The organism is Lentibacter sp. (assembly GCF_965658795.1).
Lineage (GTDB): Bacteria > Pseudomonadota > Alphaproteobacteria > Rhodobacterales > Rhodobacteraceae > Lentibacter.
The window spans coordinates 100,023-120,466 of record NZ_CBFHTG010000003.1 but is presented as its reverse complement, the minus strand read 5'-3'; the positions used below and the strand labels follow the sequence as shown (position 1 = coordinate 120,466).

General features: G+C 56.3%; 22 protein-coding genes. 16 read left to right on the top strand and 6 right to left on the bottom strand.

The annotated features are described in order from the left end of the window. The first annotated feature begins 28 nt into the window (after positions 1-28). Positions 29-988 (top strand): LysR family transcriptional regulator, encoded by a 960-nt coding sequence (locus ACTG3X_RS03205; protein WP_439109792.1) that lies wholly within the window; start codon positions 29-31, stop codon positions 986-988. A 7-nt stretch (positions 989-995) separates the two neighbouring features. Here ACTG3X_RS03205 and ACTG3X_RS03200 read toward each other — a convergent pair whose 3' ends face one another. Beyond that, on the bottom strand, positions 996-2,321 hold the full coding sequence (locus tag ACTG3X_RS03200) for a sulfatase-like hydrolase/transferase (protein WP_439109791.1): 1,326 nt from the start codon (positions 2,319-2,321) through the stop codon (positions 996-998). 160 nt (positions 2,322-2,481) lie between these two features. Here ACTG3X_RS03200 and ACTG3X_RS03195 point away from each other — a divergent pair, with 160 nt between their 5' ends. From ACTG3X_RS03195 to ACTG3X_RS03185, 3 genes are all read left to right on the top strand, one after another. Beyond that, positions 2,482-3,696, top strand: coding sequence for an anaerobic sulfatase maturase (locus ACTG3X_RS03195; protein ID WP_439109790.1), 1,215 nt, complete (start codon positions 2,482-2,484; stop codon positions 3,694-3,696). A 105-nt stretch (positions 3,697-3,801) separates the two neighbouring features. Further along, positions 3,802-5,118 (top strand): NAD(P)/FAD-dependent oxidoreductase, encoded by a 1,317-nt coding sequence (locus ACTG3X_RS03190; RefSeq protein ID WP_439109789.1) that lies wholly within the window; start codon positions 3,802-3,804, stop codon positions 5,116-5,118. 10 nt (positions 5,119-5,128) lie between these two features. Then, positions 5,129-5,485, top strand: a complete 357-nt coding sequence (locus ACTG3X_RS03185; protein WP_439109788.1) for a DUF5368 domain-containing protein — start codon at positions 5,129-5,131, stop codon at positions 5,483-5,485. A 5-nt stretch (positions 5,486-5,490) separates the two neighbouring features. Here the strand turns inward: ACTG3X_RS03185 and comE are convergent, their stop codons facing one another. The 3 genes from comE to ACTG3X_RS03170 form a co-directional block, all read right to left on the bottom strand. Next, on the bottom strand, positions 5,491-6,045 hold the full coding sequence (gene comE, locus ACTG3X_RS03180; RefSeq protein ID WP_439109787.1) for a sulfopyruvate decarboxylase subunit beta: 555 nt from the start codon (positions 6,043-6,045) through the stop codon (positions 5,491-5,493). Then, positions 6,042-6,548, bottom strand: coding sequence for a sulfopyruvate decarboxylase subunit alpha (gene comD, locus ACTG3X_RS03175; RefSeq protein ID WP_439109786.1), 507 nt, complete (start codon positions 6,546-6,548; stop codon positions 6,042-6,044). The genes comE and comD overlap by 4 nt, the downstream gene beginning before the upstream one ends. Positions 6,549-6,651: 103 nt before the next feature. Continuing rightward, a complete protein-coding gene (locus tag ACTG3X_RS03170) occupies positions 6,652-7,182 on the bottom strand; it encodes a DUF3833 domain-containing protein (RefSeq protein ID WP_439109785.1) in 531 nt (176 codons plus the stop codon). A 138-nt stretch (positions 7,183-7,320) separates the two neighbouring features. Here ACTG3X_RS03170 and ACTG3X_RS03165 point away from each other — a divergent pair, with 138 nt between their 5' ends. From ACTG3X_RS03165 to ACTG3X_RS03115, 11 genes are all read left to right on the top strand, one after another. Further along, entirely contained in the window at positions 7,321-8,469 is a 1,149-nt protein-coding gene (locus tag ACTG3X_RS03165; RefSeq protein ID WP_439109784.1) for an aromatic ring-hydroxylating oxygenase subunit alpha, read from the top strand. Further along, a complete protein-coding gene (locus tag ACTG3X_RS03160) occupies positions 8,466-8,675 on the top strand; it encodes a hypothetical protein (RefSeq protein ID WP_439109783.1) in 210 nt (69 codons plus the stop codon). Before ACTG3X_RS03165 ends, ACTG3X_RS03160 begins: the two co-directional genes overlap by 4 nt. Positions 8,676-8,711: 36 nt before the next feature. After that, positions 8,712-9,581 (top strand): tRNA 2-thiocytidine(32) synthetase TtcA, encoded by an 870-nt coding sequence (gene ttcA, locus ACTG3X_RS03155; RefSeq protein WP_439109782.1) that lies wholly within the window; start codon positions 8,712-8,714, stop codon positions 9,579-9,581. 58 nt (positions 9,582-9,639) lie between these two features. After that, positions 9,640-11,187: a putative bifunctional diguanylate cyclase/phosphodiesterase gene (locus ACTG3X_RS03150; RefSeq protein WP_439109781.1), complete on the top strand. Its 1,548-nt coding sequence runs from the start codon at positions 9,640-9,642 to the stop codon at positions 11,185-11,187. Between the two features lie 178 nt (positions 11,188-11,365). Next, complete coding sequence (gene yidC, locus ACTG3X_RS03145) at positions 11,366-13,159, top strand: membrane protein insertase YidC (RefSeq protein WP_439109780.1); 1,794 nt, start codon at positions 11,366-11,368, stop codon at positions 13,157-13,159. Then, complete coding sequence (locus tag ACTG3X_RS03140) at positions 13,156-13,902, top strand: MOSC domain-containing protein (protein WP_439109779.1); 747 nt, start codon at positions 13,156-13,158, stop codon at positions 13,900-13,902. Before yidC ends, ACTG3X_RS03140 begins: the two co-directional genes overlap by 4 nt. Further along, a complete protein-coding gene (gene yihA / locus ACTG3X_RS03135) occupies positions 13,902-14,555 on the top strand; it encodes a ribosome biogenesis GTP-binding protein YihA/YsxC (RefSeq protein WP_439109778.1) in 654 nt (217 codons plus the stop codon). Before ACTG3X_RS03140 ends, yihA begins: the two co-directional genes overlap by 1 nt. A 64-nt stretch (positions 14,556-14,619) precedes the next feature. Beyond that, positions 14,620-15,480, top strand: a complete 861-nt coding sequence (gene argB, locus ACTG3X_RS03130) for an acetylglutamate kinase (RefSeq protein WP_439109777.1) — start codon at positions 14,620-14,622, stop codon at positions 15,478-15,480. 47 nt (positions 15,481-15,527) lie between these two features. Beyond that, positions 15,528-16,322: a sterol desaturase family protein gene (locus ACTG3X_RS03125; protein WP_439109776.1), complete on the top strand. Its 795-nt coding sequence runs from the start codon at positions 15,528-15,530 to the stop codon at positions 16,320-16,322. After that, the gene (locus ACTG3X_RS03120; RefSeq protein ID WP_439109775.1) at positions 16,298-16,930 is read left to right on the top strand and encodes a ferredoxin; all 633 of its coding nucleotides are present in this window, start codon (positions 16,298-16,300) and stop codon (positions 16,928-16,930) included. Before ACTG3X_RS03125 ends, ACTG3X_RS03120 begins: the two co-directional genes overlap by 25 nt. Further along, positions 16,927-17,424 carry a SixA phosphatase family protein gene (locus ACTG3X_RS03115; protein ID WP_439109774.1) on the top strand — a complete coding sequence of 166 codons (498 nt, stop codon included), beginning with the start codon at positions 16,927-16,929 and terminating at the stop codon, positions 17,422-17,424. Before ACTG3X_RS03120 ends, ACTG3X_RS03115 begins: the two co-directional genes overlap by 4 nt. On the opposite strand, the gene ACTG3X_RS03110 is transcribed toward ACTG3X_RS03115, so the two are convergent. Continuing rightward, on the bottom strand, positions 17,396-18,499 hold the full coding sequence (locus tag ACTG3X_RS03110; protein WP_439109773.1) for a DUF2235 domain-containing protein: 1,104 nt from the start codon (positions 18,497-18,499) through the stop codon (positions 17,396-17,398). The genes ACTG3X_RS03115 and ACTG3X_RS03110 overlap by 29 nt on opposite strands. Positions 18,500-18,749: 250 nt before the next feature. After that, complete coding sequence (locus ACTG3X_RS03105; RefSeq protein WP_439109772.1) at positions 18,750-19,880, bottom strand: type III PLP-dependent enzyme; 1,131 nt, start codon at positions 19,878-19,880, stop codon at positions 18,750-18,752. Between the two features lie 104 nt (positions 19,881-19,984). On the opposite strand from ACTG3X_RS03105, the gene ACTG3X_RS03100 reads away from it, so the two are divergent. Then, positions 19,985-20,416: an Lrp/AsnC family transcriptional regulator gene (locus ACTG3X_RS03100; protein WP_439109771.1), complete on the top strand. Its 432-nt coding sequence runs from the start codon at positions 19,985-19,987 to the stop codon at positions 20,414-20,416. Positions 20,417-20,444 lie beyond the last annotated feature (28 nt).

The window sequence follows — 20,444 nt, the reverse complement described above, 5'->3', positions numbered from 1 at the left end:
TTGTAAATTTCAAAAATAGACTGAATCAATGTTAAAGCCTTACGAGCATCGCTTCCCCTGGAACTTGGACTGGAATCTGCTGCGCACCTTCATGGTCGTTGTTGACCAAGGCGGGATCACACCCGCCGCGCACTTTTTGGGCTTAAAGCAGCCAACAATCAGCGCAGCACTCAAGCGACTGGAAGACATCACAGGGCGAAAGCTCATAAACCGCTCGCCCAAACACTTCAGTGTCACACCATGGGGCCAAGTGCTTTATGCTGAAGCAAGCTCCATCTTCGGAACCGTCACCCAGCTGCCCGATCTTATGGGAGGCCTGGAAGAAGAAGTGACGGGGCAGATCAGTATCGCCGTCGCCAGCCACGTTGTCTCACCCCATTTTGATGATGTTCTGACCCGTTTTAATGCCCAATATCCGGGCGCCACATATACCATTTCAACAATGGACAGCGCCGAAGTGATCGCACAGCTTTTGCAAAACCGCGTCACATTCGGAGTGTGCCTGTTCACCGAAGCCCCAAAAGGATTGGAGGCCCGCGTTCTTTATCGCGAGTTTTTCGGTCTGTTTTGCGGGCCCCAGCATCCGCTCTTTGGCCAAGCTCCGATTGATCTGAGCGCTTTAAAAAACGAAGATGCGGTGACCTTTCAAACAGACGAAATAAATGGCCCACTTTCGAGCGTAGCTCACATGCGTAAAAAGTTGGGCATGCGCGCCGCACCAAAAGGTCTGTCGTCCAATCTCCCCGAGGTCCGCCGCATGATCGTTGCAAATATCGGGATTGGCGCGCTGCCTGTGCATGTTGCCAAGCGGGATGTCGAGGCCGGGCTATTGTGGCAGGTCCCCCCCTACAAAGCGCTGCCTGCCATTGATATTCACATGCTCTCCAACACGCGCCGCAGCCTGAACAGGGCTGAGCAAGCCCTTCTCGGCATGCTGAACGACCACTTGGACCAAGTCTCACTGGAAGAGCGCACGTATAAAGCCTGAATGAGCCCTATGGCGCAGCCTCGCTTGCAGCAATATCAAAGCCGTATTCCAAGCAACAAGCAGCGTGCACTGCCTTCATTGAGGCATATTCGGGGTGGTCTGGCCCCAAATCACGAGTCTGCCACCAGTCTTTGGCAAGATCAAAAAATTGTGTGGATCCGTCCGCATAGCGGATGAAACGATACCTGCCTTTGCGCACACTGGCACTGTTGTCATAAAAAGTGGGCACCGCCCGATCAGGTACGCGCTCCCAGTTGACTTGAGGCCTGAGCGACCGCCCGACACCGCCCTCAAGCGGCGGCAAGTCCAAGTAGTCCATCACAGTCGGGCCAACATCCAGTAGCGCGACCGGATCACTCACCACTTGCGCGACGGGCTGATCAGGGTCGTGGATAATGAGAGGAACATTGGCCACCTGCTCCCACAGCGTGTGTTTGCGAAAGCGGTTGCGCTCACCCAGATGTAGCCCATGATCAGACAGAATAATGACCAGGGTATTGTCCGCATGCGGTGACGCCTTAATCGCATCCCAGACACGCCCCAAATGATGGTCCGTATGGGTCAGCGCAGAAAAGTAATTGCGCACGCTTTTGCGCCATTGCTGAAAGTTGCTACTGTCAATGTTGTGCGTGTTCGTAAGCTCCATAAACGCACTTTCATCAAACCCGTCGCGCCACGCTTTGGGTTTGCGAATGTTCTTCTCATCATAAATTTCCTTGAAACGTCGAGGCGTAATCCAAGGGCCATGGGGGCCGAAGAAGCCCACCTCACGATAAAACGGAGCGTCATCCTTATAGTTCTTCAAAAAACGGGCGATGGAGTTGGCTGACTGATGATCATAAAATCTTGGATCATCCCTTTCATTTCGCGCAGCCTTACCACCGCGCAAACCGCCAAACTCCATGCTGATATGATCAGGTATCTGCCAATCACCCCGGAATTTCTTAGGCTTATCGGAGAAAAGTGCGTTGTGCACCTCATCGTCAAGAGCCGCATATCCCTGCATAACCTTGCCACCCGACGAGCAATAGAACCCGTTTTTCTTGAGCTGGTATGGCCACATTGCCTCGGCTGGTATCTTCTCAAAGTAGTTCTTGTAAGGGCCCGTAACACCCGACTGATGCGGCGCAAGGCCAGACATAAAGCTGGCGCGCGAAGGGCTGCAAATGGGAGCTTGGCAATAGGCCGCTTGAAACGCGGTCGACTGGGCACAAATTCGGTCTAAATTTGGTGTTTGAAGCGCCTCCCCAAAAACCGTTTTATACTTCCAAAATGCAACTGCATCGTCAAAACTGATCAATACAACATTCTTCTTTGGGGCTTGAGAAACCATGACTGCCTCGTAAACAACTTATCTTTGAGCGGATGCATCAGAGCCGCTTCGTTCCCCCAGACCTAGCCCGCTTTGGGGCATTGGTCTATGCGACAGGCCCTCAGATTGCCAAGGTGCGCGGTTTAGGCCACAAAGAAACCGTCCGAGACAGGAGCGCAACATGACCCCCCTGCCATTCAGCATCATGACAAAGCCCATTGGGCCTCGCTGTAATATTGACTGTAAGTATTGCTATTACCTTGAGAAAGAGAAGCTCTACCCAAGCGAGAAGAAATTTCGCATGAGTGACGAGGTTCTGGAGCGCTATATCGAGCAGACCATAGCCGCAGCGCTTGAAGCAAAAATGCCCGAAGCTCACTTTGCATGGCAAGGCGGTGAGCCAACGATGCTGGGCGTCGATTATTTTCGCAAAATTGTGACCTTCCAGAAAAAGCATGCGCCAAGCGACATGCCTGTGAGCAACGCGCTGCAGACCAATGGCATGCTGCTTGACGATGCGTGGGGCACATTTCTTGCAGAAAACGGGTTTCTCGTCGGGTTGAGTATCGACGGCCCCAAACCCGTGCATGACAAGTACCGCGTTGATCGTGCAGGGCGGCCCACCTTTGACGCCGTCATGCGCGGACTTGAAATCCTTAAGGCAAACGGTGTCCAGCACAACGCCCTCACAACAGTACACCGCGCCAATAGCGCCAAAGGCAAGGAGGTCTACCGCTTCCTCAAAAACTTGGGTTTTGACCACATCCAGTTTATTCCCATCGTTGAACGCACAGGGACATCAGGGCTGGCAAGTGCCCCTCAGGTTGATATGGACCCAACCAACAAAATAAGCGCATGGAGCGTGGCGCCGCGTGCTTACGGCAAGTTCCTCTGCGATGTTTTTGACGCTTGGTACAAAGCAGACGTAGGTAGGGTATCGGTACAGTTTTTTGATGTGCAACTTGGGCTTTGGGCGGGGCACCCTTCTTCGCTCTGCGTTTTTGCTGAGACATGCGGCAATAGCTTGGCATTGGAGCATGACGGCAGCCTCTACGCCTGTGATCACTATGTTTATCCAGATTACAAGCTTGGAAACATCACTCAGACGCCGATGAAAGACATGCTCTGGAGTGATCGACAGGTTGAATTTGGCACCGATAAACAGGCCACTCTGACAGCACAATGTCGCGCCTGTGAGTTTCGGTTTGCCTGCAATGGCGGCTGCCCAAAACACCGCTTTGCCAAGGCGAAAGACGGCGAAGCAGGGCATAACTATTTTTGTGAGAGCTATACCGCATTCTTCAGGCACGCCGGAGACCGACTTCAGAAAATGGCATGGCAGCTTAACAATGGCATGCCGCCGACAGGCCCCGCAGCCAAAGGGGACATCCTCTAGATTTCACCAAATCAGAGCCAGTCCCCTGTTCCACTGACTTGACCTGCATCAAAACCTCCTGCCGAAACATATTCTATAATGGGCATGTGAAGTGGAGGAATACTCATGCACGATTCGAATTTTACACCCTCGCGCAGAGGCTTTCTTAGCTTGGCTGCTGGTGCGGGTGCGCTCGGGCTTACAGGCGCGGCCAAGCCCGCCAAGGCCGCAGTGAAAACAAACGCAAATATCCTGATACTGGGCGCTGGCGCTGCAGGGGCTGCTTTGGCAAACCGCCTGACAGAACGGCTCGACGGCGCACAGATCACCCTTGTGGATGGCCGCAAAGAGCATTGGTACCAGCCCGGATTTTCGCTGATTGCAGCAGGGCTGAAGCCCGCAAAATATTCGGTGAGCCAGACCACTGACTGGCTCCCTAAAAACGCCACCCTCAAGCAGGACTGGGCCGCCAATATTGACCCCGAGAGCCGCAAGGTGGCCCTGCAAAGTGGGGAAATCCTGAGCTATGATTACCTGATCGTTGCAACAGGCCTGACACTTGATCACGATGCGATTGAAGGCTTCAGCCTTGATATGGTTGGTGAAAATGGCATCGGTGCACTTTATGCTGGGCCAGAGTATGCTGCGCGCACGTGGACAGCAGCCTCAAAGTACATCGAAGATGGCGGCGTTGGGCTCTTCACCCGCCCCGCAACCGAAATGAAATGCGCAGGCGCGCCGCTCAAACACACATTCCTGATTGACGATCTGGCCCGCAAAGCAGGCGGTCGTGGCAAGATGGACGTCCGCTACATGGCCAACAACAACAGCCTTTTTGGCGTGCCGATTGTATCAGAAAAAGTGCGGATGCTCTTTGGTGATCGCGAGATCAACCCCGACTATTCGCATGTTTTGAAAGGCATTGACGCGGGCGCGAAGCGCGCAACATTTGAAACGCCTGAAGGTACAGTGGAGCGCGACTACGACTACATTCATGTCATCCCGCCCCAGCGCGCACCTGATGTTGTGCGCCAGTCGGGCCTTAGCTGGGCTGACAAATGGGTTGGTGAAGGCTGGATGGAAGTTGATAAAGCGACTTTGCGACACAACCGCTACCCCGAAGTCTTCGCGCTTGGCGATGTTGCTGGCGTTCCGAAGGGGAAGACGGCGGCGAGTGTGAAGTGGCAAGTGCCTGTTGTGGAAGAACATCTTGTGGCGCAGATTTCAGGCGATACGACAGATGCCGCCTACAACGGCTACACCTCTTGCCCCCTGATCACCCAAGTTGGGCGCGCGATGCTTGTCGAGTTTGATTACAACAACAATCTCACCCCCTCCTTCCCCGGCATTATCGCGCCGCTGGAGGAACTCTGGATCAGCTGGCTGATGAAAGAAGTCGCCCTAAAAGCCACGTATAACGCCATGTTGCGCGGCAAAGCGTAAGGAGAAAACCATGCAAGATCTGACAGTTACAACACTCATCGCCGTGTTTGAGGAAATTTTTGGGCGCACCCTGTTTTGGGCAATGGTCACAGCCGCTGCGCTGGTGACTGTGGCATATGTCTACGTGCTGATCCGCGACCGCAGCGTAAGCTGGCGCAAGTTTCTCTGGGCGCAGCTCTCTATGCCCATCGGCGCAATCGCGGCAGTTTTGTTCGTCCAGGGCATGACCCGCTCCGGCTTTTCAGACATCGGCGGACCGATTGATGTGGTCGTCTTACTGGGTGTGGCTGCGGGTGGGGCTGTGGGTATGGCAATCTGTATATACACCGTCCAGTCACTTTTCTGGCGACCAGACGGTGAAACCTGAGCCAATCAGCGCGCCACTTCCGTCATAAAGCGGTCGCGAATGATGACAGGGTCCATGGTGATGACCGGCATCTTCGCATTGCCACTGTCACACTTCACAACGATCACGGTCATTTCGCCGCTGTCCAGAGCCTCTTGTAGCACGCGGCCTGTATCGGCATCGCGGCACTCGATGACGCGTTCGCAGCCGCAGGCTTCAGCCACTTTCGCGAGCGAGGTTTTCTTGCCCGTGTATGTGGGCTGATCGCCCGTGGAGCCATATGATCCGTTGTCGATGATCATCAGGATGTAGTTGTTGGCCACATTGTTGGCGATGGTCGGCAAAGTCCCCATGTTGGTGAGGATCGAGCCGTCGCCATCAATGACAACCACGGGTTTGGGCTGCACAAGCGCGAGGCCGAGGCCGATACTTGAAGCCAGCCCCATTGTGCCAAGCATGTAGAAGTTACTCGGCTGGTCATCAATCGCGTGAAGCTCTTGGCTGGGGATACCGATATTGCACACCACAAGTTGGTCACGCAGGATCGGAGCGATTTCTTTCAGGATTTCAGAACGGATCATTGGTCGCCATAGCCTCCCCAGAAGTTGGCATCGGTCAGGATCGCCACAGGTTTGTTGCACATGAATGTGTATTTCAGGATCATGTCGAGCTCTTCGACATCGGACTGTTTGTGGAAATGGTACGTCGGAATGTTCATCTGCGCGAGGAGCGCTTTGGTGTGAACCGCCATTTCAACCTGACACGCCACCGGCTCGCGCAGCTCGCCACGATAGCTGATCAGCATCGGCAGTGGCATTCTGTAATACTGTATGAGCGTGGCCAAGGTATTGATCGTCACACCTATGGCTGTGTTTTGCATGATGATGGCCGGGCGCTTCCCTCCCATCCACGCCCCCGCGCAAAGGCCCATGCCTTCGTCTTCCTTGTTGGATGGGATGTGAAATATTTCATCCCTCTGGTCTATCTCTTCAATGACACCTGCAAGCTGCTTACAGGGCACAGTGGTGACAAACGAAATGTCATTGGCCACCAAATCATCGGTGATTTTTTTATCAATATTCATGCAGATCCTCCCGAGCGCATAGCTAACTATGGGGCGGGATTCACATTTCGCTCAAGAAAACTTCACACAGCAGAGCTTGTTTTAAGATTGCCTGAAAGCAGGCTTATTGCTTTTCGAACATAATCGTCACCGTGCCAAGGCGCACGCCGAAGCGCTCGACATAAGCAATATTGAGCAAACGGTTGTCAGAGAGCAGCCACATCCAGTCATCAAACTCAGCGCGCATCGTGCCGCCTTTGTCAGGTTGGGGCAGATCAATGGTATAGCGCCAATTGAACCTGTCGCCGGCTTCCTGCCCTGTCGCCTCACCGATGACACCCTCAGCAGAGCCGCGCCACGTGTCGTCTCCTGTCTTGGTCAGCGTCCAGATACGCTGCTCTGTTGTTCCGCTCGCGTAAGTGAAATCTTCTGTCAGGGTAAGCACCTGCCCGTCCCATTCTCCGAGCATATCAACCCTGAAGCGCTGACGCACTTTGCCGAACCTGTCTTGAAATTGGCCATAGGCCACAAACTGACCATCAAAAAACTGCTCAAGGTCAAGCTTGCGCTCTGACAAGGCAGGGTCATCAAACGAAGGCTTCCCGGAACACGCGGCCAGAAGAACGAGAGCAAATGTGAGCAAAATTTGTTTCATAGAGAGCTTACGCCGCAGCCGCGACAACCGATGAAAAACTGCGCCAAGCGGTCGCGGGCAGAAAAGCCGTGTCGCGGTGAGAAAAGTTTTACCACCGATCCAGGGGTATTCTCGCTCAAGCTTTCTGGAGGACAGACCATGACAACCAACATTTCAAGCGTGATGCGCCCTGTGGAAACGGCCAATGGCCTGCCCAACGAACATTATGTTGATGAACGGGTCTTTCTGGAGGAGCGCGACGCCGTTTTGTACAACAACTGGTCGGGTATCGGCGTTGAAGCCGATGTTCCCGAAAACGGCGATGCGAAACCGATCGAGTTCCTCGGGATGCCGCTCTTGCTGATCCGCGACAAAGACGGCCAAGTACGCGTGTTCCAGAACACCTGCCGCCACCGTGGCATGATTCTCGTGTCAGAACCAAAAAAGATCGAAGGCGCGATCCGCTGCCCCTATCACTCCTGGTGCTACTCGACCAAAGGCGAGCTTGTGGCAACGCCACACGTGGGCGGGCCTGGTATGAACACCCACAAAGACATGCCACGCAGCGAGCTGGGGCTTTATGAGGTGCCTAGCTACATCTGGCTGGGGGTTGTGTTCATCAATGCCTCCAACACGGCCGCGCCATTTGAAGAGACCCATGCGGAGCTTCTGGAGCGCTGGAAAGAATTTGACGTGCCGATGTATCATGGCGGTGAGGACAGCAAGTTTGAACTCGAGGTCGAGACAAACTGGAAGCTGGCCGTTGAAAACTACTGCGAGAGCTATCACCTGCCGTGGGTTCACCCCGGGCTGAACAGCTATTCCCGGCTGGAAGATCACTACAACATCGAAGAATACGGCCGCTATTCGGGGCAAGGTACGCTCGTCTACCGCCAGCTAACAGGGCAAGACGGCGAAACCTTCCCTGACTTCCCGAACCTCTCGGACAAATGGGAGACGGGGGGCGAGTATATCACAGTTTACCCCAATGTGCTCTTGGGAGTGCAACGTGACCACGCCTTTGCCATCATCCTTGAGCCGAAGGCTGTCAACAAAACGCTGGAGCATGTGCACCTGTTTTATGCCGAACCAAAAGTTGACGAAGCTTTGCGCGCCAAGAATGCGACCCAGTGGAAAACTGTGTTTATCGAAGATATTTTTGTTGTCGAAGGGATGCAGAAGGGCCGGTACGGGCGCGGCTTTGATGGCGGGCGCTTCTCCCCTGCCATGGATGGGCCGACGCATTGTTTTCATGACTGGGTGGCCAACCAGATCACCAACCACCGTCAGCAGCTCGCTGCCGAATGAGCGGGCTGCATAACCAGCTTTTGGCAGCACATGAGCACGATGACCGCGAGGGGCTGATTGTGCTTTACACTGAGGCTGCCGACAGATCGAACGACCTGATAGAGCGGTCGTTCTTTCTGACCCATGCCTTTGTCTTTGCGCTCGAAGCGGGCGACATGCGCGCGCGCGATTTGCACGCTCGGCTGCATGACATGGGACGGATTTAGTTGCTCCCGCCAAGGTGACAAGCTATTGCCTCGCTCATGTTAGACAAAGCTGAAGATATCCACCCGCTCTTTCGCGGCGCTCCCAAAAGCACCGAGTTCAAGAAGCTGCGCAAGCGCATCGTGCAACAGACGCGCGAGGCTATAGAGCAGTATGGAATGATCGAGCCGGGGGGCAAATGGCTTGTCTGCCTGTCTGGCGGCAAAGACAGCTATACGCTGTTGGCTGTGCTCTATGAGCTGAAGTGGCGCGGCCTCTTGCCTGTGGAGCTTCTGGCCTGCAACCTTGACCAAGGTCAGCCGGGGTTTCCCGCAACTGTCTTGCCAAAGTTTCTGGAAGAGCACGAAGTTGCCCATCGCATCGAGTATCAAGACACCTATTCTATCGTGATGGACAAGGTGCCCGAGGGGCGCACGTTTTGCGCGCTCTGCTCACGGCTCAGACGCGGCAACCTTTACCGCATTGCGCGTGAGGAAGGCTGTACAGCCGTTGTGCTGGGCCATCACCGCGATGATATCCTTGAGACCTTTTTCATGAACCTCTTTCATGGCGGGCGCCTTGCAACCATGCCGCCAAAGCTGGTCAATGAAGAGGGGGACCTGTTTCTCTACCGGCCGTTGGCACATGTGGCTGAGGTAGACTGCGAGAAATTTGCCCGCAGCCTTGAATACCCGATCATTCCTTGTGATCTCTGCGGCTCTCAAGACGGGCTGCAACGCCAACAGGTGAAACAGATTCTGGATGGCTGGGAAAAGAACAGCCCCGGGCGTCGGCAGGTGATGTTCCGTGCGCTGATGAACACACGCCCAAGCCACCTGCTTGATGCAGGTCTGTTTGATTTCAAAGGCCTTGAACGCCGCGACGCAGCCGCGCCCGCAGCCGACGAGCTGCCCCCGCTTTTCCGTTAATCGCCTGTTGAGACTAATGCTCTAGGCTTCTCTCAAGACTATCTGAGGGAAGAGTACGATGGCGTCCAAAGGCAGACCCGCACCGAACACCAAAAGATACGCACTGCGCAGCTGGCTGCTCGGGCCTCATATGCTTGCCTTTGTGCCTGCATTTGCCCTTGGGGCTTTCTGGGTTGCGGGAGAGCTGGCGCTTGTCACCGTTGCGCTCGGGCTGCCGATGATCTTTCTTTTGACAGGCACACTGAACGAAGCGCGCGAAACGCGGCTGCGTGAAGTTGATGCCACCACGGGCCTGCCGATGCTTGACCGCCTTGAAGCCGATGTTGAGAAAACGCTGCTATCCTGTGCACAAGACGGGCGAAAAACGGCACTTTTTTACATACAATTGGAAGAGTTTGACCCACTTGTTCAACGCTATGGCCAGATCGCAGGCGGCACCCTTTTGCAGCGCCTCGGCGAGCGTTTTCGGGCTATTTTACGCGAGGGTGACACCGTCTATTGGCTGGGCGGCGCGCGTTATGCCGTCTTGCTCGCGCCTGTGCCGCACTTTGAACTTGAGAGCGCCGTTCAACTTGCCGCACGTCTACAGTCTGCCGCTGAGGAGCCTGTTTCGATTGAAATGCAATCCCTCTATGTCAACTGTGCTATCGGATGCTGCCTTGGGGCCCGAAGCCCTGAGCCAACAAAATCTTCCTTGCTCAAATCAGCAGAAACGGCCCTGAACGAAGCCTGCCGCAACACCCCCTCCTCGATCCGCACCTATAGCCGCGAAATGGGCGAAACCACGGTCAGGCGCGAGGCCTTGATGAAAGATGCCTTTGATGCGCTGGACAACGGCGAAATAGCGCCTTGGTTCCAACCCCAAACCTCGACAGATACGGGGCGTGTAACAGGCTTTGAGGCTCTGGCACGCTGGCAGCACCCCAAGCGCGGCACTGTCACGCCAGCAGAGTTTTTGCCCGCACTCGAAGATTCGGGGCAGATGGAGCGGTTGGGCGAGGTCATCCTGTATGGTGCGCTATCGGCGTTGAAAAGCTGGGATCAATCAGGTTTTTTTGTGCCCTGCGTGGCGGTCAACTTCAGCGCCGAAGAGCTGCGGAACCCGCGGCTGGCCGAAAAAATCCGCTGGGATCTGGACCGGTTTGACCTCGCGCCGGAGCGGCTGACAATCGAAGTGCTTGAAACGATTGTGGCGGGCTCGCCCGAAGATGCCGCCGCCCGCAACCTTGCAGCATTGGCACAGATGGGGTGCCGCATTGACCTTGATGATTTCGGCACTGGCCACGCCTCCATCACAGCAATCCGCCGCTTTCAAATCGAACGGATCAAGATCGACCGTTCCTTTGTAACACGCGTAGACAAAGATCAGGAACAACAGCGCATGGTCTCCGCGATCCAGACGATGGCCGAGCGGCTCGGGCTCGAAACGCTGGCTGAAGGTGTGGAAACGGCAGGCGAGCATGCCATGCTGGGCCAACTCGGCTGTGCACACGTACAGGGCTACGCCATTGCGCGGCCGATGCCCTTTGAAGAGACCCTCGGATGGCTTCAGAGCCACAACGCCTCCCTTGGCGGATTGCCTCAAATTCGCGGGAAATCTGCCTGAGCGCCTTTGCAGCCGCGCATAGGCAGACGTCAGGGAAAGGAAGGCCCATAAGGCATTCCTGAAGTTTCAGCCCCGAATACTGCCTCCTTTTGCCTCAAGAGACCAATAACTGCTTGACCTTCACGCCGTCACTCTGTTGAACCTGCGTCACTCTCAAAGGCAAAGGGCTCGGGTCTTCATGGACGATCAGAACAAGAATCTTATTCTCGCAGTAGCACTCAGCATGCTTGTCATTCTGGGCTGGAGCGTTTTCTTTCCGCCCCCCGAGACAACACCGGAAGAGCTCGCCATTGGCGCACCTGCCACCGCAACGGCAACCGCAACAGACGGCTTGGCCAGCGTACCAACCGCAGCCAGCGCGACCCAAGCCCCTGCCGCCGCAACGGCTCAGGCCATTGTGGATGCGCCCCGCCTCAAAGTTGAAAGCGACGCGCTTGAAGGCACAATCTCGCTGCTGGGCGGACGTTTTGACGAGCTCAAGCTGAAGAACTACCGCCAAACGCTTGAAGACAGCAGCGACATCGTCCAGCTTCTCAAACCCACAACCAGCGAAAGTGCTTATTATGCACTTTATGGGTGGGCCCCGGGCGCTGGCCTCACGGCTGACCTTGTTCCTGGACCGAACACAGTCTGGAACGTGGAAAGCGGCAACACGCTGACCCCGCAAAGCCCCATTGCGCTCACGTGGGAGAACGGCGCGGGCCTCTTGTTCCGCCGCGAGGTGAGCTTGGATGAAAACTATATGTTTTCAATCAAGCAGTCCGTTGAGAACAACGGTGGCGCGACAGTTACACTGGCGCCATACGGCACGATCGCGCGCCATGGTGAACCCGCCGACTTGAAAAATTTCTTCATCCTGCATGAAGGAGCCATCCGCCACGTGGGCGGTGAGCTGACAGAAACCGACTACGGCGACTTTGAAACAGCCCGCAACCACGAAGAACTCGCCGTGGGCGACAAAGGCTGGACAGGCTTCACAGACCACTACTGGATGACCACGCTGATCGTGGACCAAGAAGGCGCCGAAATCAGCACCTTCAAGGACACAAGCCGCGACATTTTCCAGACCACGGCCAAGCACAAGACAGAAACCCTTGCGCCTGGTGCGCGTGTGGAAGTGTCTTCACGCCTGTTTGCTGGTGCAAAAGAGTGGGAAACCATCCGCAACTACCAAGACGACAACGGCGTTCCCAAGTTTCTGGACAGCATCGACTGGGGTTGGTTCTTTTTCATCACCAAGCCGATGTTCTGGTTGCTGCACTACCTGCACGCCTTCATCGGCAACATGGGCTGGGCGATTATCGCTCTGACATTCATCATCAAGCTCGTTCTCTTCCCGCTGGCCTATAAGTCTTATGCCTCGATGGCGAAGATGAAAGAACTTCAGCCGCAGATGGAAAAAATCAAGGAAGCGGCTGGCGAGGACCGTCAGAAAGTCCAGCAGGAGATGATGGCGCTTTACAAGAAAGAAAAGGTCAACCCTGCGGCGGGCTGTCTGCCCATCCTGATGCAGATTCCGATCTTCTTCTCGCTTTATAAAGTGATCTTTGTCACGCTTGAGTTGCGCCACGCGCCTTGGATTGGCTGGATCAAGGATCTGTCCGCACCTGACACATCGTCGATCTTCAACCTGTTCGGCATCTTTCCGTGGGATTCACCTGAGCCCGGCTCGATCATGGCCCTCGTGTTCATCGGTATTCTGCCGCTGCTTCTGGGTATCACAATGTGGCTTCAGCAAAAGCTCAACCCGGCACCCTCAGACCCCATCCAACAGCAGATCTTCGCGTTTATGCCATGGGTGTTCATGTTTATGCTCGGCAGCTTTGCCTCGGGCCTCGTGATCTACTGGATCGCGAACAACACGATCACCTTCACCCAGCAGTACCTGATCATGCGCAGCCACGGCTACAACCCCGACGTGTTTGGCAATATCCGGTCTGGCTTCAAACGGGCTTCGAAAGACGCCGAATGAGCGGACACGTCACCCAGCTTTGGCGCCACCCTGTGAAGAGTCACGGGCGTGAAGCACTGGGTGGCGTGACGCTCACGCGGGGGCAAACGCTCCCGTGGGATCGTCACTGGGCCGTGGTGCACGACAGCTCCAAAGCTGATGGCTCAGAGTGGGTGCCCTGCCAGAACTTTTCTATCGGGTCAAAAGCACCAAACCTTGCAGCTATAGATGCAAAGTTTGACGAAGCCACCGGCCAGCTTACGCTGACCCATCCGGCGCTTGGGCGCTTGGTGTTCAACCCCGACACCAAGGGGGAACAGCTCATCGCGTGGGCAGGCGCTCTTATTCCCCAGAACCGCGCGCAATCTGAACGGGTTGTTCGCGCGGCGACACAAGGCTTTACCGATACATCCTTTCCTTCGATCTCGATTATGAACGCCGCATCGCACAGAGATGTTGAGAGCCATCTTGGCGGCCCGCTTGAAACAGAGCGCTGGCGCGGTAACATATGGGTCGACGGCTTTGCCCCTTGGGAGGAGTTTGACTGGATTGGAAAACGCCTCAGCATCGGAGCCGCAGAGCTTGAGATCAAAGAGCGCGTGATCAGATGCAAACACACCACCGCTTCGCCCAAGACGGGCGCGCGCGACATAGACACACTTTCGCTGCTCAACGAGGGCTGGGGCCATCAGGATTTCGGCGTTTACGCCGAGGTGACGCGCTCTGGCAAAGTTGAAATCGGCGATACAGTAGAGGCCCTATAATGCAACTTCCCTTTCCCCTCGCCGAAACACCCGATGACTTCACCCGCGAAAAAGGCCGCAAGCTGTTTGCTGGCGGCATCGCCGAATTTGTCAAAGGTGTCGTCGCCATGTCGGGCCTGCCCGAGGGCGACCGTCTCGAAGTCTGCTTTGCGGGCCGCTCCAATGTGGGCAAGTCAACGCTAATCAACGCGCTGACAAACCGTAAGGGCCTGGCGCGCGCCTCAAACACACCGGGCCGCACCCAGGAGATTAACTTCTTTAACATTGGCGAGAGCCACTACCTTGTCGACTTGCCCGGCTATGGCTATGCAAATGCGCCAATCGCGATTGTGGAGAAGTGGCAGCGCCTGCTGAAACAATATCTCTCGGGCCGCCAGAACCTGCGCCGCGCTTTTGTGCTTGTTGATGCACGCCATGGCGTCAAAGCCGTTGATGAAGAGATCATGAGCCTGCTCGACAGCTCGGCTGTGACCTTTCAATGCGTTTTGACGAAGGCCGACAAAGTGAAGGAAGCAGACCTCGCGCGCTCGATTGAGACAACGCGCAAAGCGCTCGCCAGACACCCTGCCGCTTTCCCGGAGATCATTCTCACATCAAGTGAGAAAGATGAGGGTATCGATATTTTGCGCGCAACGATCGCAACGCTCGTCTAACGCATCTGACTTGCGCACTGGCTGACAATAAGGTCAGATTGTGCAACCGCAACGAGGCAAACCTATGAGAACCCAAGACATGAACCGTGACTGGATCGCCACTGCGAGAACGCTCAACCAGGCGCTACCGAACCTGCAGCGCTACACTGGGGCGATTGTGGTCGTAAAGTTTGGTGGCCATGCCATGGGCGATGACGCCGCGATGGACGAGTTTGCCCGCGATATCGTGTTGATGCAGATGGTCGGCGTGAACCCTGTGATCGTGCATGGCGGTGGTCCCATGATTAACGAAAAGCTCGCAGCCCTTGGCATTGAAAGCCAGTTTGTGAACGGCAAGCGTGTCACGGATGCCGCCACTGTCGAAGTGGTTGAAATGGTTCTGTCTGGCCTTGTCGGAAAGCGGATCGTTCAAGCCATCAACAGACAAGGCGGCAAGGCTGTGGGCCTGTCAGGCAAAGACGCCAATCTGATGATCTGCGAGCAGACCAATCCCGACCTTGGATTTGTAGGCACACCCTCCGAGATGGACCCGTCGATCCTGCGAGACCTGTTTGAAAAGGGCACGATCCCTGTGATCGCACCGCTGGGGGCCGGGCGCGAGGGAGAGACATTCAATGTGAATGGTGATACCGCAGCAGGCGCGATTGCGGCGGCGCTCAAGGCGGACCGCTTGTTGCTTCTGACAGATGTCGAAGGCGTCAAGAACAAGGAAGGTCAGGTTCTGACCGAGCTGACCAGCCAGTCTATTCGCGACATGATAGCCGATGGCACAATCGCGGGTGGCATGATTCCCAAGACAGAGACCGCGCTTCTCGCGATTGAGGGCGGTGTGCGCGGGGTGGTTATTCTTGATGGCCGTGCGCCCAATGCCTGTTTGCTGGAGCTGTATACCTCTCACGGTGCGGGCACTCTGATCCGCGGCTAACGGGAGCGTGACTTGCGCTTGCCTGCGCGTGCGATCATATTCCACACATGGAACATGAAGCACTTATACGGCTATCTATCTTTATCGGCTTGTTTGGCGTCTTGGCTGCGGCTGAGGCCTATTTGCCGCGCCGGCCAAGGCAGACACCGCGCAGCAAACGCTGGGTGACAAACTGGGGGTTTTCCCTTCTGAACACAGGTGCGCTTCGCCTTATGGCCTTTGCGCTGCCGCTTCTCGCCGTTGGAGCATCCCTTGATGCGGCCGAAAACGGATGGGGCCTTTTCAACCAGCTGAGCTGGCCAAGCTGGCTAGAGATCGTGCTGGCGGTTTTGATTTTTGACTTTGCCATCTGGCTGCAACACCTCATCACCCACAAAGTGCCCCTGCTCTGGCGCTTGCACCGCGTGCACCATGCCGACACAGAAATCGACGTGACTACCGCCATCCGCTTCCACCCTGTCGAGATCGCTTTGTCGATGTTGCTCAAGGTCGGGCTGGTCTATCTGATCGGCCCTGCGGCGCTTGCCATTATTCTGTTTGAAATCATCCTGAACGGCACAGCGATGTTCAACCATTCAAATCTGGCCCTGCCGCGCGGGGTTGACCGCGTCTTGCGGCTGATCCTGGTAACGCCTGATATGCACCGCGTGCACCATTCGGTAGAGCGGGCCGAGCACGACAGCAATTATGGCTTCTCCCTGTCCATTTGGGACCGCATGTTCAGAACCTATATTGCTCAGCCAAAAGACGGCCATGACGCGATGAAAATCGGACTTCAATGGCAAGATGAGCGGCCCACAAAGCTTGGTTGGAGCCTATGGCTGCCCTTCGCCAAGCGCTGAAGCCTGCCCCCGAAGCACAGGCACTTGCCGTGTTTGGGGCCCTTCACGAAACGGGCGACACCATCATCCTTTTGGGGCCACATGAGCCCGGCTTTTGGGCGCATTTTTCCGCCTCGCCCGAATACCGGGACGGCCTTGCCGACCCGCTTGACCGCTATTCAAAACGCGCGATCGGGCTCTTGGCAGCCGCTTGGGGCGGCACTGCAGTCTTCCCGTCGGACGGGCCGCCTTTTGCCCCCTTTATGGCGTGGGCCATGGCCAGCGGGCAAGCGTGGCAATCACCTGTGGGAATGCTTGTTCATGCCAGCGCCGGCCTCATGGTGTCATATCGCGGCGCCGTGCGCCTCCGCGGCGAGCTCGACCTCGCGGCACCTGCCGCTAGGCCTTGCGATACATGTGTTGAAAAGCCTTGCCTCACAGCCTGTCCTGTCTCTGCACTCAACGAGAGCCAGCGCTATGACGTGGCTCTGTGCAAATCACATATTTCAACTGCAGACGGAGAAATCTGTATGTCAGCAGGCTGCCTCACCCGTCGCGCATGTCCTGTGTCGGCCCGCTATGGGCGACGGCCTGCGCAATCGGCGTTTCATATGAAGAGCTTTCTGTGAGCCTGCGCCTGATCTTGATGCGACATGCAAAATCAAGCTGGGCAGACCCCAGCCGCCCCGACCATGATCGCCCCCTCAACACACGGGGCCAGCGCAGCGCAGAGGCGCTCGGGCGGTGGCTCAAAAGCGCAGGCTATCACCCTGAACAAGCTCTTTGCTCAACCGCGACGCGCACGCGCGAAACACTTTCCGGCTTGGGCCTCGACACGGAAGCTGCGTTCTTGCCCGCGCTCTACCATGCGCGTGAAGACACGATGCTCAAGCTTTTGCAGCAACACGGAACACACGCCACGGTTCTCATGCTTGGCCATAACCCCGGGGTGGCCTTCTTTGCGCAAACCATCCTTGCCGAACCACCAATGGACGACAGCTTTCGCCTGTTTCCAACAGGGGCGACAGCTGTCATCGACTTTGAGTGTAACACTTGGGCTGAGGTTCGCTTTGGCTGTGGGCGCTTGCAGGATTTTACGGTGCCGCGCGCGCTTTTGGGCTGACTTTCAGCGCTTTCACTTGCCGCAGCCTTGGGGCACACCCTGCCGCCATCGCGCGGGCCTCAACGCTCGGGTGCATGCTCTCACATGCCCCAAAGCCGACCCGCCGCCGAGCCCGCAGTAAAAAGAGCTTTCCCCAACCACGCCATGTTCCAATCGATCTGGCAGCTGGGTCTTGAGCAAAACGCTGCCGCCACCCAACGGGCAGCTGCAGGCCACAGATTTCTGCCTTTTCCAGCATCCAGACCAGCGAGATATTGGCCAGTGGGCGCACGTCTTCATCGCCCCCCAGCTGGCCACCGATGTCTCCATGCGTCCCGGGAAACCAGACCTGCTCCACACGGCCCTCCCAGTCTTTCGGGCACTCCCATAAAACGGGCTCAAACACCGCGCGAGTCTCATGCAACGCCAGTGCCTGAAAACCATGGCGCACAACCTTGCCAAGCTGGTGGTTGTGAAAAGCGTGGTTCCCCTCAGACCAACGCCACAAAAGGGGCAACCTGAGGCCAAGCGCCTTAACCGTGTCCCAGACACCAATCATCTCGATCTGTACCTCGGCATGGCAGTTGGCCTGATGAAAAGCCTGCTTTGCCTCAGCGCCCCCGCCCTGCTGGTATAGGCGATACGCCAGATCAACATTGCGCTCTGTGGCCGCCTCGGCCCTTAAAAGGCCCACCGTGTCTATAACCCCCGCGAGCGAGCGCACAGCATAGGCCCCACGCGAATATCCGAAGAAGAAAATACGATCACCCGCCCTGTAGCGCGACGCCAGGTAGCCATAAGCGCGCTTGATTTGGCGGTTCATCCCTCGCCCCATCATCACATGGTGGGTGCTGCGCCAGTCTTGCCACTGCACGCCCGCTTCATAGTAAACAGAGACAGGAGGGCCAACCTGCTCAAGCAACCGAAAGGTCAGGCCAGCATGTGTCTCGCAGCCAGCCTTTAACGAAGACATCGTACCGTCTAGCACAATCACATGGGTCATCGGGCCGCGACCGCGCAAGAGCGCGGAGTGGCCTTGACGTTCCTCTGGCCAAATCAGGCCAAAAAGGCGTTTTCCCATCTGATAGAGCGACATGCTGTAGCGACTTTCCTGATACCTGCCTCTCGCGATGCGGCGACTTTGCACAAAGATAGGACGAGCCGCGACCCCGCCCCGTCTAAGCTATGCTTATCTGTCGTGTTCATAAAGTGACCTCAACGCAAAGTGATAGACACCCCATAGCAGCCAAATCTGGCAGGGATGAGGCGTGCCTATAGCCTTGAGTTTAGCCATTCAGGCCTTGCACAAATATAACGACCCGGGAGAAAACTATGGGTAATTTTACCTAGCGAAAGCGTTGAACAGTGATCACCTTTCGCAAGCCGTAGCCGTTAAAGCGTGTCGCAATCGCCAGCGAATAAGCGCCCATACCTGCAAACATCAGATAGTCGCCTTCGCCGATATCCAAAGGCAAATGAACAGGCTCTGGCAAGCAATCGATACTGTCACATGTCGGCCCAAAGACGGTCCGTGCCTGTTCACGACCCGTCTTTTCTGCACCTGTTTCTGACAGCACACGCAGGCGCGTCAGCGCCGAGATATCGCGCCACTCGGCAAAGCTGCCATAGATCCCGTCATTCAAAAACACCGAGCCGTCAGCGCGCAGCGCCTTCACTTTGGTGGCCAGCGTAAAGCTCTCAGCCACCATGGCGCGCCCCGGCTCACAGACAAGCTTGGGCGGCGTCACGAAGTGCTCATGCACCGCAGCCGAGATCGCTCCGAACACGCGCTCCAAATTTGGCGCAGCCCCCTCACGGTGTGACGCAAACCCACCACCCACATTGAGCCGTGCAAGCTTAACATCTGCGCGCGCAGCAATATCCGCAGCCGCCGCAATATAGGCCACCCACGCCTCTGGTTCAGCGCATTGCGTACCAGGATGAAAGGTCAGCGCGGGGCGATAGCCCGAGGCGGCAACGGCCTTTAGTAAAGCCACTGCCACATCAGGCGTTGCGCCAAACTTGGCACCAAAGTCATAGTGAGCGCCCTTCACAGGCAACTTAAAGCGCACCGCCACTTCTTCCCCAGCACGAACAGCGGCACCAAGCTTCGCAAGCTCTGACATGTCATCAACCGACCACGAGCGCACATTCGCGGCCTTGCCCACCGCAATTTCACGACGCGTTCGCACAGGGTTGTTGTAATGCAGATCGGCTGTGGCCGAGGCCGCACGCACCTGAGCAATCTCCTCAGGGCTGGCCACATCAAAGCCAGTCAGCCCCGCAGCAACAAGATTTGCCAAAACCTCAGGCGCGGGGTTCGCCTTGACTGCATAAGTCACTTGGCCGTCAAATCCGCTGCAGAAGCGCTCTGCCTGGGCGCGCAGCACATGTGGCGCAAAATACATCACAGGCTCATCAGGCCGCGTCAGCACAATGTGCTCTTCAGGGCTGTCAAAAAGCGCTCTCTCAAACATCTGCTCATCCTCGCGTTTCTTTTCAGCTTGGCCCAGATTTTTGTCGATTCAACGTGGCAGATCCGCTATTTAGACCAAATGTTCAGTCAATATGACAATAAATTATGAAATACGACGAAATAGACGCAAAGCTTCTAGATCTTCTGGCAGAAAACGCTCGCGAGTCTGTCACCGCACTGGCGCGAAAACTCGGCTTGGCCCGCACCACGGTACAAGCCCGGATCGAGCGGCTCGAAACCACCGGCAGCATCGCAGGCTATACCTTAAGGCGCGGCGCAAAAGCGCGCCCGCCGCTCAGAGCAACTGTTCTCATTTCGATAGAGCCGCGCACAGGCCCGGCAGTGCTTGCGCGCCTCAAGCTCCTCTCGGCTGTAGAGCAGGTTCAAACAACCTCCGGCCGCTGGGATCTGATCGCAATCCTCAGCGCTCCGACAACAGAAGCACTCGACGAAACGCTGGATGACATCGGCGCAGCCAAAGGCGTCAAGAGCTCAGAAAGCCTCATTCATCTGAGCACAAAAATAGACCGAAGCTAGTCTTTCTTTTTGCCTCAAATATCCTGGG

What these genes read in the sequence shown, in the direction of transcription:
- ACTG3X_RS03205 (WP_439109792.1), top strand. Translation starts at nt 29, where the DNA reads ATGTTAAAGCCTTACGAGCATCGCTTCCCCTGGAACTTGGACTGGAAT.
- ACTG3X_RS03200 (WP_439109791.1), bottom strand. Translation starts at nt 2,321, where the DNA reads ATGGTTTCTCAAGCCCCAAAGAAGAATGTTGTATTGATCAGTTTTGAC.
- ACTG3X_RS03195 (WP_439109790.1), top strand. Translation starts at nt 2,482, where the DNA reads ATGACCCCCCTGCCATTCAGCATCATGACAAAGCCCATTGGGCCTCGC.
- ACTG3X_RS03190 (WP_439109789.1), top strand. Translation starts at nt 3,802, where the DNA reads ATGCACGATTCGAATTTTACACCCTCGCGCAGAGGCTTTCTTAGCTTG.
- ACTG3X_RS03185 (WP_439109788.1), top strand. Translation starts at nt 5,129, where the DNA reads ATGCAAGATCTGACAGTTACAACACTCATCGCCGTGTTTGAGGAAATT.
- comE (WP_439109787.1), bottom strand. Translation starts at nt 6,045, where the DNA reads ATGATCCGTTCTGAAATCCTGAAAGAAATCGCTCCGATCCTGCGTGAC.
- comD (WP_439109786.1), bottom strand. Translation starts at nt 6,548, where the DNA reads ATGAATATTGATAAAAAAATCACCGATGATTTGGTGGCCAATGACATT.
- ACTG3X_RS03170 (WP_439109785.1), bottom strand. Translation starts at nt 7,182, where the DNA reads ATGAAACAAATTTTGCTCACATTTGCTCTCGTTCTTCTGGCCGCGTGT.
- ACTG3X_RS03165 (WP_439109784.1), top strand. Translation starts at nt 7,321, where the DNA reads ATGACAACCAACATTTCAAGCGTGATGCGCCCTGTGGAAACGGCCAAT.
- ACTG3X_RS03160 (WP_439109783.1), top strand. Translation starts at nt 8,466, where the DNA reads ATGAGCGGGCTGCATAACCAGCTTTTGGCAGCACATGAGCACGATGAC.
- ttcA (WP_439109782.1), top strand. Translation starts at nt 8,712, where the DNA reads ATGTTAGACAAAGCTGAAGATATCCACCCGCTCTTTCGCGGCGCTCCC.
- ACTG3X_RS03150 (WP_439109781.1), top strand. Translation starts at nt 9,640, where the DNA reads ATGGCGTCCAAAGGCAGACCCGCACCGAACACCAAAAGATACGCACTG.
- yidC (WP_439109780.1), top strand. Translation starts at nt 11,366, where the DNA reads ATGGACGATCAGAACAAGAATCTTATTCTCGCAGTAGCACTCAGCATG.
- ACTG3X_RS03140 (WP_439109779.1), top strand. Translation starts at nt 13,156, where the DNA reads ATGAGCGGACACGTCACCCAGCTTTGGCGCCACCCTGTGAAGAGTCAC.
- yihA (WP_439109778.1), top strand. Translation starts at nt 13,902, where the DNA reads ATGCAACTTCCCTTTCCCCTCGCCGAAACACCCGATGACTTCACCCGC.
- argB (WP_439109777.1), top strand. Translation starts at nt 14,620, where the DNA reads ATGAGAACCCAAGACATGAACCGTGACTGGATCGCCACTGCGAGAACG.
- ACTG3X_RS03125 (WP_439109776.1), top strand. Translation starts at nt 15,528, where the DNA reads ATGGAACATGAAGCACTTATACGGCTATCTATCTTTATCGGCTTGTTT.
- ACTG3X_RS03120 (WP_439109775.1), top strand. Translation starts at nt 16,298, where the DNA reads ATGGCTGCCCTTCGCCAAGCGCTGAAGCCTGCCCCCGAAGCACAGGCA.
- ACTG3X_RS03110 (WP_439109773.1), bottom strand. Translation starts at nt 18,499, where the DNA reads ATGTCGCTCTATCAGATGGGAAAACGCCTTTTTGGCCTGATTTGGCCA.
- ACTG3X_RS03105 (WP_439109772.1), bottom strand. Translation starts at nt 19,880, where the DNA reads ATGTTTGAGAGAGCGCTTTTTGACAGCCCTGAAGAGCACATTGTGCTG.
- ACTG3X_RS03100 (WP_439109771.1), top strand. Translation starts at nt 19,985, where the DNA reads ATGAAATACGACGAAATAGACGCAAAGCTTCTAGATCTTCTGGCAGAA.